Annotated in this window: 3 protein-coding genes; all 3 read left to right on the top strand. The window is 42.6% G+C overall.

Going from position 1 to position 16,828, the window contains the following annotated elements; genetic code table 11:
- On the top strand, nucleotides 1–2,734 hold a 2,734-nt coding region (locus tag NH399_RS24910), incomplete at its 5' end, for an amino acid adenylation domain-containing protein (RefSeq protein WP_253044197.1).
- On the top strand, nucleotides 2,731–10,602 hold the full coding sequence (locus tag NH399_RS24905) for a non-ribosomal peptide synthetase (protein WP_253044195.1): 7,872 nt from the start codon (nucleotides 2,731–2,733) through the stop codon (nucleotides 10,600–10,602). The genes NH399_RS24910 and NH399_RS24905, both read left to right, overlap by 4 nt.
- On the top strand, nucleotides 10,602–16,828 hold a 6,227-nt coding region (locus NH399_RS24900; RefSeq protein WP_253044193.1), incomplete at its 3' end, for a non-ribosomal peptide synthetase. The genes NH399_RS24905 and NH399_RS24900, both read left to right, overlap by 1 nt.

Below are 16,828 nucleotides of genomic sequence, written 5' to 3'. Positions count from 1 at the left end.
GTTGGCTCCGTTATCGGTTCAGTATATGGATTATGCGCATTGGCAACGAGAGTGGTTGAGTGGTGAGGTGTTGGAGCAGCAGTTGGGTTACTGGCAGACTCAGTTAGAGGATGTGCCAGTGGTTCATGGTTTACCTCTCGATTTTGAACGGCCTGAGCTGAAAGGTGTTGAAGGACGAGTCATTAATCTTCATCTAGAACGTGATATCGCAGAACGTTTGATCACCATAGCACAAGAAAGTCAGCTTACTCCTTTTATGTTGCTTCATGCTGCCTTGTCGCTGGTAATTAGTTTACACAGCAATAGTCAAGACATAGTGATTGGTACCCCGGTAGCGAATCGAACGCAATCGGAATTGGATGCATTGATCGGATTTTTTGTTAACACATTGGTGTTGCGGACTTCGACAGACTATAGCGATTTTAATGACTATCTTGAGCATGTAAAGCAAGTGAATCTGGATGCACAGTTGCATCAGGATGTGCCATTTGAGTTTTTAGTTGAGCGTTGTTGTCAGAGTCGAAGCCAACAATACACGCCTTTGTTCCAGATCCTTTTTACAATGGATACCAATGAGAGCGAAGGCTTTGAACTATCAAACCTATCGCTCCAACCAGTATTAGATAACAAGGCAATGGCTAAGTTTGATCTAGAACTGACTGCCGATTTTAATGAGCAAGGCTTAACCTTATCTGGACTATACGATGTTTCTCTGTTCAAGGCATCAAAGGTAGAGCAACTGTTACAACATTTTATCAATTTATTATCGCAACTTGCTGGCACTTATCATCAAAACTTGAAGCTAAGTGATTTATCGATTTTATCTGACAAAGAAGAAGACGTATTAATTGAGCGTAGCTGGTCAAACGCGATGGCCGAGGTTCCCTGTTTACTGGTACACAAGCGTTTCGAAAGCTGTGTTGAACAGTATCCCGAGAAAGTTGCGCTGGTTCATAATCAACAGTCTTTAACGTATCAAGAGTTGAACACTAGAGCTAACCGCTTTGCGACTTATTTGAAGTCATTAGGTATAGGTGATGAGTCTCATGTTGCACTATGTGCAAAAAAGTCCATCGATATGGTCGTTGCCATTCTTGCTATTTTAAAAGCCGGTGGTGTTTATGTGCCCATTGATCCTAACTATCCAACCAGCCGCAAAGAGAGTTTGTTATTAGATTGTCATGCTCGATGGATTTTAGCCGATGAGACGGCGGTGAGTGAACTTGCCTTTGGTGATAATGTTCAGCGTATTGATTATGAATGGGAGCTCATTGCTGAGCAATTAGAACCTTCTTTAAAGTGTGATAACTTAAGCGACCTGCGTTCAGCAGAATCGGTTGCTTATATTAATTATACCTCGGGATCAACCGGAACAGCTAAAGGCGTTTTGGTGCCTCATCAAGGGGTTATTCGCACACTTGTTGACCCGAATTATATTGAGCTAGGTGCGTCAACGGTGACGCTGTTGGCTTCTTCGTTGTCTTTTGATGCTGCGACATTTGAGTTATGGGCAGCGTTACTCAATGGTGGTTGCTGCGTCATCTATCCTCAAGAGTCGATAGATATTGATTCTTTAAATGCAGCATTACAACAGTATGAAGTAAACACACTCTGGTTAACGGCCGGGCTTTTTGATATCTGGAGTGAGTCTCTTGCCGAGTTTGAGCACTTACGCTGGATTTTAGCTGGCGGAGATGTGTTAAATCCTGCCGCTGTTCAGCGTGTTCAACAAGCGCTCCCTTCTGCAACCGTTATTAACGGGTATGGACCTACAGAAAATACAACCTTTACCTGCTGCTATCCCATCCCAGCATGGAATGAGAGTTCGCAACCTATTCCTGTGGGGCGGGCTATTAACGGCACGGAGTTATTTATTCTCTCACCGCAAAATCAACTGGTTCCTCGGGGGGGCGTGGGTGAGTTGTGCGTCGGCGGGCTTGGTCTGGCGCGAGCTTATTTAAATCAACCCGAACTGACCAAACAGAAATTTATTAATCACCCTTATTCTTCACAATCAGATGCAAGACTTTATCGAACGGGGGATTTGGTTCGATACGACGATGACTTCGTTGTGCATTTTGTTGGTCGAAATGATGGTCAGGTAAAAGTTCGTGGTCATCGAGTAGAGTTAAAAGAGATTGAAAGCGTTATTTTGCAATCTGCTCTTGTTTCATCTTGTCTGGTGGATACTGCGAGCGACGGGTTGGGTCAAAAGCGGATTGTCGCTTATGTGGTGTTTAAAAATAAGGCAGCAGAAACGACGGTAAGCTTTAACCAATACCTCTTTGATTCTTTACCTGCCTATATGGTGCCGTCAGTTGTTATTCCATTAGATACCTGGCCATTAACCATTAATGGAAAGATAGATAAAAGAGCACTACCAAAACCAGAAGAAAAACAAATTGGCGATGAGATTGTAGAGCCAGAATCCGAGTTAGAAAAAGGTTTGGTTGAGTTGTTTTCTCAACTGATTGGAATAAAAAGCGAGCTTGTTGGTGTGACCACTAATTTCTTTGAGTTAGGTGGGCACTCGTTGTTAATGGTGAAGTTGCTCAGCGAAATTAAATCAAGATTTGAAGTTGAGCTTTCTATAAAAGATATTTTTGAGCTACCTGATATTCGTAGTCTGGCCCTGCATATTGATGCTGAGAAATCACGTCAACATAGCATAAGTGCCAAAATTGAGCAGGTGACTCGTACTGTTGAAGGGCAAACAGAGGAAATAATAATATGAAGATGGAAGAGTTTTTTGATTCTTGCATTGAGCGTTCTATCAGCCTCTCACTTGTTGGTGAGAACTTAAAAATCAATGCGGCTCCAGGTGCTTTAACCGAGGAGATCGTTGCTGAACTGAAAGAGAGAAAAGCCGAAATAATTGAGTGGTTGACTGAGCAAGAAGATGCCTCTATTACAAAGCGCACTCATGAAGTAGAGAATATTCCTTTATCATTCTCTCAGCAACGGCTATGGGTTATCGATCAGTTAGAAGAACACAGCGCTCATTACAACATATTAGGAGCGTATCGTTTATTAGGGACTGTTGATGCTGCGTTGGTAGAAAGTGCGTTTCAAGAAATTGTTAGACGTCATAGTGTGCTAAGAACTAATTTTTTAAGCGTGGATGGAAGTGCGCAGCAACTTATTCATGAAGATATTCAGTTTCAGGTAAATTATCAGGATATCTCTAAGGTTGAAGCTAAGGCAGCTCTAGAACAGATCATTCATGAAGAAACCAACTACTCTTTTTCGCTGGACAATGAACCTTTATTAAGAGTGCATTTTTTGCGAGTCAGTGAACAGGAGTCGATGTTGGTCATGAATATTCATCACATCATCTCCGATGACTGGTCAATCAAGATAATGGCCAGTGAGTTTTTAACTATCTATAGCGCCCTGGCAAACGAAAAAGAACATCATCTTGCAGAGCTTGATATCCAGTTTTCTGACTTTTCACTTTGGCAGAGAGAGCAATTGCTAGGTAGTCAGAAAGAAAAGCAACTTGGCTTCTGGCGCAAGTATTTGTCGGATATCCCCAAGTTGCATCAGCTGCCAACGGATTATCCTCGTCCTAAACAGCAAGGATTCTCTGCAAACTCTCATCGTCATCTTTTAGACAGCAAGCTTTATCAGCGGCTGGAGCTTTTGGCTAACGAAAAGCAAGTGACACCGTTTATCTTGCTACAAACGGCCTTCGCTCTTTTTGTCGCTAAGTACAGTAACGAAAGCGATATTGTTATGGCGGTTCCCAATGCTGGCCGCAGCAGACCAGAGCTTGAGTCGCTGGTTGGTTTTTTTGTTAACTCTTTAGTATTTAGAAATATTATTGATAGCTCACAATCCTTTGAGCAGCTGCTGATAGAGAACAGGCGCCAAGTCGTTGATGTTTTCGAGCATCAGGATATTCCATTTGAGTTATTGGTAGAAGAACTTAACGTAGAACGCGACCTCTCTTTTAACCCACTCTGTCAGATTAAGTTTCAGCTACTTGATGGACGACGGGAGGAGTCTACTGAGCAGTCCGAATTGAGTATTGAAGAAGTCGGGGGAGAGATCGACTGGGTTCATTATGATCTGGACTTATCCATCTATGAAACAGAGCAAGGGCTTCAACTTGCTTGGTTATATAAAACAGAACTTTTTTCTGATGCTAGCATTCAACAAATGGCCGCACGATTCGAGCGTTTGCTTTCGAACATCGTAGATGCTCCAGATATTGCTGTTTCAAAGCTAGAAATGTTGACGGATAGTGAACGTAAACAATCATTAGAAATAGGCCGAGGGGCTGTATCAGAAAATCACAGTGACCGCGTTATTATTCACGACTTCGAAAAAATGGCTGCTAGTAAACCAGAAGTCACTGCCGTTTGTTATGGTGGATTAGATTACAGCTATTCCGAATTGAACGAAAAAGCCAATAAGCTTGCCGACCTTCTCGTTGAAATGGGAGTGGAGACTGAAGAACGCATTGCATTGTGCTTGGGCGCATCTCCAATTATGTTGATAGCTATGTTGGCAGCGATGAAAATTGGAGCCATATATGTACCTATCGACAGCTCAGGCAGTAGTGAGCGCAATCGATCGATACTAGAAGACGCTGACATCGAAGTTGCTCTATCTGATGATAGTGGACATCAGGCATTGCCTACCGCAGGGCTTGACTTGGTTGATCTAGAGGGGTGGCAGCAAGCTGACTGGTTATCGAGCTATAATCGTGACAACCCATCTATTGAGTTGTCCTTAGAAAACAGCGCTTATATTATTTACACTTCAGGCTCTACCGGAAAAGCCAAAGGCGTTGAGATCCTTCACAGTGGTTTACTGGATTACTGCCGGTATGCGTTGAATCATTATTATCAGGCTCATCTGTCGGGTTCGATTGTTGTCACTTCTCCACTTTTCGACATTACCGTGCCTGCTCTTTTCTTACCTTTGCTAAAAGGCGATAAGGTAACTTTTCTCGAAAATGACTGTATTCTCGAGGCGCTTTCAGCAACATTAGTTGAGCAGCAGAATAACGTCTTACTACGCATGACACCTTTGCATGTTAAAGCACTTCTGGCGTTATTGCCTGAGTCTTATCTAAGTCAGCAGAAACATGTTTTTGTTATCGGTGGGGCTGAGTTTCCTGTTTCTGTAGCAAAGCAGCTACAGGCAGCTTTTCCAGAAAGCGTTATCTATAATCACTACGGCCCGACTGAGGCTGTGGTAGGTTGCTCACTTTATAACGTGACAAAAAATATCAAGACGCTTGCACAACGCTTGCCGATTGGCCGCCCGATGGACAACCATCATTTATATATCTTAGATGCTAACAAAGAGCCGGTTGCACCTGGGTTAGTGGGGGAACTCTATATCGCCGGAGCTGGCCTTGCGAGAGGCTATGTTAATCGTCCTGAGTTAAACGCTTGTAGTTTCATTGACAATCCATTTATGAATGGAAGGTTATACGCCACTGGTGATCGCGTTCGCTGGAATAATGATGGACAGCTTGAATATATAGGGCGCCAGGATGAACAGATTAAGCTCCGTGGATATCGCATTGAGCCTGGTGAAATTGAACACGCCATTGCTGGGTGTTCTGGAGTTTCGTCTGCTGTTGTCGTTGTTGTGCAAAAAGATGAGCGTCAGGTTCTCGCTGCTTATGTCGTTGCAGAGTGTGATGAAGCCGAATTAAAAAAACAGTTAGCTCTGCAACTACCAGAATATATGGTTCCTCAAGTGTTTGTTTATCTTGATGCTTTACCGGTAAATGCTAATGGTAAAGTCGATAAGCATAGATTACCGGACATCTCTCTTAATGCCAGTGTTATGGATGCCTATGTTGCGCCATCAAGTGACGTCGAGATATGTTTAGTAGAGATATGGAAAGAACTATTAGGCGTAGAGAAAGTCGGCATTCATGATAACTTTTTCAGCTTAGGCGGAGACTCTATCTTATCGATTCAAATGATCAGTCGAGCTGCAAAACAAGGCTACTATTTCTCGACTCGTCAACTATTTGAACATCAAACCATCGCAAAGCTAGCACCTGATGTTGCTCTTCAACAACATGTTAATGCTGAGCAAGGGGATGTGTCCGGTGATTATCATCCGTTACCTGTTCAAAAAGCTTTTTTGCGTGATAAGACATGTCATCACTACAACCAATCGGTGATGCTTGAGGTTCCTGAATCTTTGAACCTCAACGATTTAAAATCAATGGTATCTGTGCTCGTTAAGAAACATGATGCCTTGCGCTTGTGTTTTAACTCACAGGTAGCGGGTTCCTTTTTGTCAACAGAGACTATTGATATCGACAACTTAGTAAGTCATGAAGTGGTTGAATCAATAAAGCAGGATCTCGATGCCGTCACTCAGCAAGCACAAAGCGCTATTGCTTTTGATAACACAAATATTGGTAAATGGGTGTTGATAGAAGCAGAAGGTGAGAAGCGTCTACTCATTGTTTATCATCACTTAGTGATTGATGGTGTGTCCTGGCGTATTTTATTGTCTGACCTATCGACTTTGTGGCATCAAAACCAATCTAAACAGTCTCTGGAGTTGGGCCGAAAAACTTCTTCTATCAAACAGTGGTCCGAATATCTGAAAGAATATGCCTCTCACACTGGATGTTTAAAAGAAGGCGACTTTTGGCAAACACAGATAGACAATATGCAACCTTTGCCATTCGAAGGAGAGACCACTGAAACCACTGATTATCAACAAGAGCAGGTGCAATGGTCTAAAGAGCTTACTAAGATACTGCTAAATGATGCTCATCATGCATTTGGAACGCGTATTGAGGAGTTGTTAGTTAGTGCCTTAAGCTTGGCTTTTTCTCGCTTCGAGTCGTTATCGCATGTTTCATTGTTGATGGAACATCATGGCCGTGAAGAATTAAATGAGGCCATCGACTTGAGTGAAACGATTGGCTGGTTTACCAACAAGTACCCATTAACACTCGCTGTTCAATACCCATCAATGGCTGAGCGAATCATCGCTACTAAAGAGCACTGTCGTTCTGTGCCTCATGGTGGAATTGGCTATGGAGTTCTCAGTGAATATGTAGAGTCTCAAATTGGCTTAAGGGCTAAACCAGAAATCCAGTTTAACTACCTGGGCCAGATGGATAGTTTATTCGAGCAAAACAGTGAGTTTGGTTTTGCTTCAGAACACAGTGGCAACAACATTGGTATGGACTACAAAGCCGATGAAAAAATCAATATTACTGCCATGATTATTGATGAGTCATTGAGCTTCGATATTGGTTTTGAGCCCAGTGAGGTAAAAGCGAGCCAGATAAAAGCGCTTGCAGATGATATTGAAAAAGCGCTGTGTGATCTTATCGATTATTGTTCATCTCAGTCGAAGCCTTGTCTCACGCCATCTGATTTCCCATTATCATCAGTCAATATTCAAGAGCTACAACAGCTGACCGAGAATATTGAAGTGCACGATTTATATCCTGCTACCGGGATGCAGCAAGGATTACTTTATCAAAGTGAGCTGGAGTCCGATGTTTATGTTACTCAGTTAATGTTGACGGTGACTCAGCTCGACCTGCAACTTTTTCAGCAAGCATGGAAATATATTTTAGAGCGTCACGATATTTTAAAAACGGCGTTCTATGCCATGGGTAGCGGTTATCATCAAGTTGTAACCGATGCTGAGTTAGAGTGGAACATCCTCGATCTAAGTAATAGTGAAGAGCAAGAAGCTCAGATTGAAGAGGCGCGTCTGGCTGATAAGCAGAAAGGTTTTGATATTCACAAACCTCCGTTGATGCGTTTTCATGTGTTCTATCTAGCTGAAGGGCATTACAAGATCCTCTGGTCGCACCATCATGCAATATGGGATGGATGGTGCAATGCTTTGCTTTTCCGTGAGGTTATTGCTTATTACAGTCAGTTGAAAGAACAAGGCCATCTGATTCTTAAGGATGCCCCTAAATATAAACACTACATAGAGTGGTTGGCAGCTCAGGAACTCGACATTGCCAAAGCTTACTGGAAGGAACGCTTATCGGTTTTAGATAATGCCTCTTTCTTCCCACAGCAGACATCGAAACTATCTGCTGCACAAAAAGAATATCAACTTGTTGTTTCCCAAGAGGTGAGTAGTGCGTTAAACCAGTTTGCTCAATCTCATCGATGCACTTTATTTACGCTTATTCAGGGGGCTTGGGCCTATCTGTTAAGCCGCTACATTGGTGAGCAGCGAGTCGTCTTTGGTACCGTTGTCTCTGGAAGACCTGCTCAACTCAATCAAGTGGAGGAGATGATTGGTCTATTCATTAATACTATCCCTGTTGTTGCTGATTTCTCTGGTAACGAGAATCTAACTGATTGGTTGGCGAAGTTGCACTCTGCTCATGTTGAGTCTGATTCGTTTAGTTATCTACCGCTAACCGATATCCATCAGTGCTCACCTATTGGTAATGCTTTCGATACCTTGTTCGTATTCGAAAACTATCCGGTAGACAAAAATATAGGCGACCAGATGGGAGATAATGGTTTTCTTGTAGAGGATATTGCTACTTATGAAGAAACCAATTTTGGCCTTACTTTACTTGCCAATATGGAGCAAGAGTTAACATTAAAGTTAAAGGTAAAAACTGAGCTATATGATGGTGACATCATGAGTCGAGTGTTACCTCATCTCCAATGTATTTTGGAGGGAATGCTAGCGCAGGCTCAACAGCCTGTTAAACAACTCCCTATGCTGTTGCCAAATGAATTAGATTTTCTACTTCATACTGTGAATGATACGCAAGTGGATTATCCTTACGAGCAGCGTTTACATGAACTGTTTTTACACAGTGTGTCGCAGTATCCTGAGCGTATAGCCGTGAGTGATTCTGATGGCAGTATTACCTATAAAGAATTGCATCAGCTGACTTTTGCTATCTATCAGCAACTATTGGATTACGGTGTTAGTAAGGAAGAGTTAGTTGCTGTTCGTCTGCCGAAAGGTCGGTGGCAGGTGGCTGCGACTTTAGGCATTATGATGTCGGGCGGGGCTTATTTGCCAGTAGAAACACGTTGGCCAGATGAACGTTGCGAAAAAATTATAGAAAAAGCAGGGTGCCGCTTTGTGGTGATCAAAGATGGTCTCTACGCTATCGACTCGGTAACATCAATAGACTGTGCTTTATTGAACATTAATGAAGTCAATACCGGGAGCTTCAAACATTTACAAGAACCACAAGATCTCGCTTACGTTATTTTTACCTCGGGTTCTACAGGACAACCTAAAGGCGTAGCCATTGAGCACCGATCCGCTGTTAATACGATTCTTGATATTAATGCACAATACGAAGTGACTCGTGATGATAAGGTGCTAGCCGTATCAGCCCTGAGTTTTGATCTATCTGTTTATGATATTTTTGGTTTGCTGGCGGTTGGTGGAGAAGTGGTGTTTCCTGATGATGATCGTGCCAGCGACCCAACCCACTGGCTAGAGATGGTTGAGCAGCATCAAATCACTTTCTGGGACACTGTTCCTGTGTCGGCGTCGTTACTTGTCGAGCAGCTCGAAGCCAAAGATAGAGCGTCAACTGCTCCGATTCGCAACATATTAATGAGTGGTGACTGGATTGATCCAAGTTTGCCCAAGCGTTTATGGCAGGCTTTCCCTGGTGTTAACACTTATAGTCTAGGTGGTGCAACAGAAGGATCTATCTGGTCTATTCATTATCCAATTAAAGAAGATACCAGCGGGCGCAAATCTGTTCCTTATGGAAAGCCATTATCTAACCAATCATTCCACATTGTTAATCAGCAACGACAATTAATGCCTATCGGTATTGCAGGAGAGCTATGCATTGGTGGTGTTGGTGTAGCGCGCTGTTATTTTGGCGACCAAGTGTTATCACGAGATCGTTTTATTGAGCATGAATATCTTAATAAGAAGCTGTATCGCACGGGTGATCTTGGACGCTATCTGCCAGACGGAAATATAGAGTTTATTGGCCGGGTTGATCATCAAGTCAAAATTCGAGGCTTTCGAATTGAGTTAGGTGAAATTGAAAAGCAGCTGACTGACTGTCTCTATGTCAAGTCATGTTTAGTTCAAGCCAGAGAAAGTTCTCTAGGACAAAAGTATTTGGCTGCCTATGTTCAACTCGAAGAAGCGACCGACTTTACAGAGCAAGAGCTGATACAAATGTTTAAAGAACAGCTCATTCAACACCTGCCGGATTACATGATGCCAAGTGGTTTTGCATTTATTGAAAAGTGGCCTCTAACCGCCAACGGTAAGGTTGATGTGAAAGCTTTGCCTGATATCGAAAGTCAATTAGATTCGGGAGAGCTGGTTCCTCCATCGACTGACATGGAGCATCAGTTATGCCAGCTTTGGGCTGAACTGTTGGAAGTCGACATACAGCATATCAGTGTAACAAGAAACTTTATGGATTTAGGTGGGCATTCTCTACTGGCTGTCAGAATGGTGACCAAAATAGAACAGGCGCTGCTTATCAAAGTTGATCTGAGACAACTATATGTTTACAGCACTACTCAGGCGCTTGCTGAGTTTATTGAGCGACAAAAGAAGCTGCAGCAGGCCGACCAGATAATCGAAAGTATGGACGATGACGAAGTAGAGGAGTTCTCGTTTTGATGTCAATTGAGCATATTATTGATTCGTTAACCGAAAAAAATATTTTAATCACAGAGGTTAGCGGAGAGCTAAAGGTTAAGGCGCCAAAGGGTGTCATGACAGCAGAGCTTGCTGCGCTGATTAAGTCAAATAAGACAGCGATTCTGGAGTACTTAACCAATACGATGAATCAGCTATCATCTGCAAGCATATCGCCCATTGTTGCTGTTGATCGTAGCTCACAGGCTGACTTCCCCTTATCGTCTGCACAACGAAGACTTTGGTTTGTTGATAAGCTCGGTGGAGGCAGTTCGGAGTATAACCTCCCTGCTGCAGTAAAAGTTCGTGGAGACTTTGATACTCAAGTTGCGAAAATAGCCATTGAGCACATCATTCAGCGTCATGAGGTGTTGAGAAGTCTTTTTGTCGAGACGGAAGAAGGGCCTCGGCAAACAATAAGAGAGAGCATCGACTTCTCTATTTCTTATGACAATCTAAGCCAATTAGAGGGGCATAAGAAGCAGGCCAAAGTTAATGAGATCATTGAGCAAGAAGGGCGTCATGTTTTTTCTTTGAGCCAAGATTTGTTGCTTAGGGTTAAATATCTTCAGCTATCGGAAGGATCAGAAAAGGAAGGTGTATTGGTTTTCAATATACATCACATTGTATCTGATGGCTGGTCAACCGGAGTGCTTATCAGTGAATTTGTTCATTGTTACGATGCCATTGTTAGAAAACAACAACCTCAACTGAGTGAGTTACCTGCTCAATACATCGATTATGCAGCTTGGCAAGAACAGCAAATTCAGAACGGAGAACATCAGTCTCAAACGGAGTTCTGGCAAAAGCAGCTGGAAGAGATGCCTCTTATTCACAGTTTACCTCTGGATTATGAACGTCCTTTGTCAAGGCAGTTCGAAGGTGAGTGTGTCAAGCTTCCGTTATCAAAAAGCCTAAGCGAAAAAGTACAGTCTTTAGCTAAGCACTATCAGGTAACGCCATTCGTACTCATGCATGCGGTGTTTGCTCTTGTACTGGCACGTCATGGCAACAATCATGATGTGGTTATCGGAACTTCTGTTGCTAATAGAACAAGAGCAGAGTTGGATGGGTTGATCGGATTTTTTGTGAATACTCTTGTGTTGAGAACCAATACCGATTACGAACTAGTAGAAGACTTCATTAAGCATGTTAGCCTTGTTAATCTGGATGCTCAGGCTAACCAGAGCATACCTTTTGAACAGGTTGTTGATGCGTGTAATATACCGCGCTCGACGCAGTACGCGCCAGCTTTCCAGATCTTGATGAGTATGGATACTAATGCGGCATCTGAACTTAGCATACCCGGTTTGACTTTTGAGCCTATTGGTAATCAACGGGAAGTTGCTCGATATGATCTTCACTTTAATGTTCAAAGTGATGAGCAACACATCATTCTTTCGTGGATATATGACAAAGCGTTATTTAAGCAAGAGTCGATAGAAGCAATAAGCCGACATACCCAAACTTTATTAGAGAGCTTAGTTGACCAGCCCGCAGCAAAAATATCGGATCTGGCATTGTTGTCTAGCGAAGAAGAGGCATTTCTGATTGATGAACTCAATCAAACCGCTGTCGAGTTTAACGGTGAGAACAGCGTTCCGAAGCATATCGAAAATATTGTTCAACAATATCAAAATCAGACAGCGGTTGTAGACGAAGAAGGAACGCTCTCGTACGCAGAGTTGTGGGAAAAATCTAACCGTTTAGCTGCGCTGCTAGAGGAGAGCGGTGTTGAAGAGGGTGCACGTGTTGGAATACTTCTACACCCTACCTCAAAACTGCTTATCTCGATGTTAGGGATATTAAAGAACCGATGCAGCTATATTCCCTTGTTGCTTGAACAAGGAACCGAGCGTCTTGACGCAATATTAAAAGATGCTGATATCGAAATGGTATTGGTAGAGAATCAAACTCTAGACTTGCTCTCAATGTCTAATGTTGATGTATTAATGTTGGACGAGTCAGTTTATGAAGGCAATTGGCTTAATGAATATTCCGGTGAAATTTTTAAGGATGCCATTGAGCCTGAAGATACCGCATACATTATTTATACCTCGGGCTCTACAGGAAAACCGAAAGGTGTCGAGATCAGTCATTCTGGATTGTTGGATTATTGCCAATATGCCCTCAATGATTATTACACTCAATTAGATGGCTCCTTGGTAGTCACTCTGCCTGCTTTCGATATTACTGTGCCCTCTTTATACTTGCCCTTAATGACTGGAGGCGTTGTCAACTTCTTACAGTATGATGCCATCCTTCCTGAGTTAGCTAGTAAACTTGTGGGTGAACAACAAAAAAGTTGGCTGCTACGAATGACGCCAATGCATACCAAGGCTCTGGTTGAGTTGGTTGAAGAGCCTGTTATGCAGCTGCATGCTTTTGTGATTGGCGGCGATGCATTTCATGCTGATACGGCAAAAGCGTTGCAAGCCAAGTTTCCTAATAGTCAGATTTATAATCATTATGGCCCCACCGAAACGGTAGTCGGTGCGTCTATTTATGATGTCACAAAAAATCTTGAAGAGTTGACAGATACGATCCCGATTGGCAAGCCAATGCCTAATACTCGCTTTTATGTACTCAATGGGCAACGACAACTGGTGCCCTTTGGGGCGCCTGGTGAGTTGTTTATCGGTGGAAACGGTGTTGCTAAGGGGTATTTGAACCTCGACGATGTTAATAAAGAAAGTTTTATTAATAATCCTTTTTCAGAGAAAGAAGAAAAGATTTATCGCACGGGTGACCGTGTTCGTTATTTTCCAGATGGAAATCTTGAATTTTTAGGACGTACTGGTTCGCAAGTTAAAGTGAATGGGTATCGTATTGAGTGTGGAGAAATCGAAGCTCAACTCTCGCGCCACGAAAGCGTAGAGTCTTGTTTAGTTTCAACCATAAAGCGTGGGGAACAAACTCAGTTAGTAGGCTATTTTATCGCCGCTAAACAAAGCGTTGAAGCTTCGCTTGTTGAAGAGCTAAAAGACTACCTTGGGTCGAAAGTGCCCGACTATATGGTTCCTGCTGTACTTATGGAGATAAAAGGCTGGCCTCTCAACAGAAACGGAAAAGTTGATAAAAAAGCACTGCCAGTACCTGACTCTTCCAGCAAGCAATGGGAAGATGCTCAAACGCACACAGAAAAAGTTTTGCAGAAAATTTGGGCGCAGTTATTAAAAACTCCTCAGCATGAAATCAGTGTGAATGCTGATTTCTTTGAGCTAGGCGGTGACTCGATTTTATCTATACAGTTGGCATCACGAGCTGCAAAAGAAAACATCTTTTTTAGCATTACAGACTTATTTAACGCCAAAACCATACGTGCGTTAGCCAAAAGGTCTGAGGAAAATGCAGAGAAGAAAAGCTATAGCAAGGCATCAGGAAGTCTGACATTACTGCCTATGCAGGCGGCTTTCTTAGAAAATACCATGGATTTACATCACTATAATCAATCGGTGCTTCTGACAACGCCAGATTACTTTGATATTGAGCTATTAAAGCCGATCATGACGAAAGTTTGTGAGGAACACGATATTTTACGGTTGAGTTTTGAGCATCAAAGTGATGGTTGGCATGCAGAGTTCCGAGACGATATCTCGAGAGTAATTTCTAGCTCAATTGAGTGTGTTAATTCCGACTCATTAAACGCAGAAGCATTTGAAGATATTGCTGGAAGTTTTCAGCAGTCTTTAGATTTGACCCAAGGACGATTGTTTAAGGCTGTACTGTTTAAATCGAAAAATGAATCTGAAGATGGTCGTTTGCTGTTAATATTCCACCATATGGTTATTGATGGTGTGTCTTGGCGTATCCTGTTACAAGACTTTGAAACACTCCTTGAGCAGAGTGTTAATCAAAGTCCATTACAGCTACCACCTCGTTCTGCATCGGTACAGCAGTGGAGTCAGCATCTATCCGATTGGGCCCGACGAGAAGAGTTAGAGCAAGAGAAAAACTACTGGCTTAATTCGTATCAGTCACATGCCAGAAGATTTTGTGATATTGCTGGTAAAGGAGAGCAAAAGCCTTTATTACTTGCAAAGTCTTCTATTCTTGATTTTAGTTTAGAGGCATCTGCTACTCAAAAATTACTGGGGCAATGTCAAAAAACTTATCGTACTCAGATTAATGAGCTCCTGTTAGCTGCTCTTAGCCTTGCCTTCTATCGATGGAGTGGAGAAGAGTCATTGCGTCTTTATATGGAAGGCCATGGACGCACTTGCCCTGATAACTCTATTGATCTAACACGCACCATCGGATGGTTAACATCTGTTTTCCCTGTTTCTCTTAATGTTAAAGAGAACGATATTGCTAATGCTATTTGTGACATCAAAGAGCAATATCGCCAGATGCCTAACTCAGGATTGAGTTTCGGCGTTTTTAAACACATGGTGAATGATGCTGATATTAATGCATTACCTGATCCAGAACTGGTATTTAACTATCTAGGACAGCTGGATCGTGTGTTGGAAGATGAGGGTGTTTTACAGCCCGCTTACGAATCTTGTGGAAATTCGGTAAGTTTAAGAAGGCACTCGGCCTATTCGTTGATCTTGAATGCCCAAGTGGAAAACCAGCGTATGCAGTTCCGCTTGATGTTTGATAAAGAGCATTATCAAGAAGATAAGTTGGCTGATTTCTTGTCGGCGTTAGAAACCTCATTACTGGAGATTATCGAGCATTGTTGTTCAGTTAACTTCGGGAGCTATACACCATCAGACTTTCCTCTGGCCCAGGCTTCTCGTGAGGATTTGGAGTTATGGTCGATAGACTCGAAGGTCTCTGATCTTTATCCTGCGACAGAGATGCAGCAAGGACTACTGTTTCACTCAATGTTAGCGGCTGGCAGTTATACTGTTCAGACACTTTTTAATATTAAACATCTGGATGTCGAAAACTTCAAATCTGCCTGGGGCAATGTAATTGAGCAGCACGCCATATTTAGAACGGGTTTTGTTGGCTTAGAGCAGGGAAATGCTCATCAAAAAGTGTACTTGTCAGCAAGCATGCCGTGGCAAATTTTTGATATCAGCACATTACCAGAATCTGAGCAGCAAGCTCATATTCATGATTATCGTCAAGCCGATGGCGATAAGGCGTTTCGTTTAGATGAAGCGCCTTTGATGCGCATGACATTATTCAAGATTTCGGATAACGAACATGCTTTGTTGTGGTCACGCCATCATGCGTTATTAGACGCCTGGTGTACGACCAAGGTAGTTGACGATGTCTTTAAGGCTTACGCGAGTCAAGAAAAGGGAGAAGAGCCTGCAGCGACTTATCGTGAATACGTTGAATGGCTACAACAAAGAAATTGGAATGAAGCCGATGAGTACTGGAAGAAGCAGCTCAGTACACTGAATGGAATGACATCACTTCCTTTTTATGCTCAGAACCCGCGTCAAGATAACGTTGGAAAACTCGAGTTGGATATGACATTGAACGAGCAGCAAACTCAACAGGTTCTTGAGTTTGTTCGTTCTCAAAGAGTGACAACCAATGTGCTCGTTCAGGCGGCATGGGCATTACTGTTGGCCCGGTATAGCAATGAGTCAACCGTTGCTTTTGGGGCCACAACATCGGGACGTCCAGCGGATCTTCGTGGTGTTGAAGATATTGTCGGTATTTTTATTAACACCGTTCCTGTTGTTATTGATGTTGAGTCTCATGACAGTGTCGGCCATTGGTTACGTCAATTGCATCAACAATTAATTGAGCGAGAAGAGTTCGGTCTGCTGCCCTTGCTGAATATTCAGAAGCTCAGTCATTTTGGTAATACATTATTTGACAGCTTATTGGTATTTGAAAATACGCCATTGGACCAAGAAGTTGAAGAACGATTGTCTGGTGGTGCTCTCGATGTAGAAGTGATCGATTCTTATCATGATTCGAATTATGGCATTGAATTGACGGCTTTGATGGCAAAGCAGTTATCCATTAATTTTGCCGTCAAATCCAGAGTAATGACGCCAACGCAACTTGATGCCATGGTGAAAGAGTTTAAGACAACCTTGCTCACCTTGATTGAATCTACTGAGCAACCCGTCAATGAGATTGAGTTACTTTCTGAGCAAGATATTCAACACTTAACCAGGGATCTCAATCCTGTTGTTGCGAAGGATAAGGTTTATGAATCAGCACTCAGTCAGTTTGAACAACAGGTGCAAACAACACCGGAAGCCATCGCCTTATCAATGGAAGGAGAATC

It is taken from the genome of Pleionea sp. CnH1-48 (assembly GCF_024124665.1).
In the GTDB taxonomy this organism is placed as follows: Bacteria; Pseudomonadota; Gammaproteobacteria; order Enterobacterales; family Kangiellaceae; genus JAMXSB01.
This window is presented reverse-complemented; position numbering and strand designations above follow the sequence as displayed.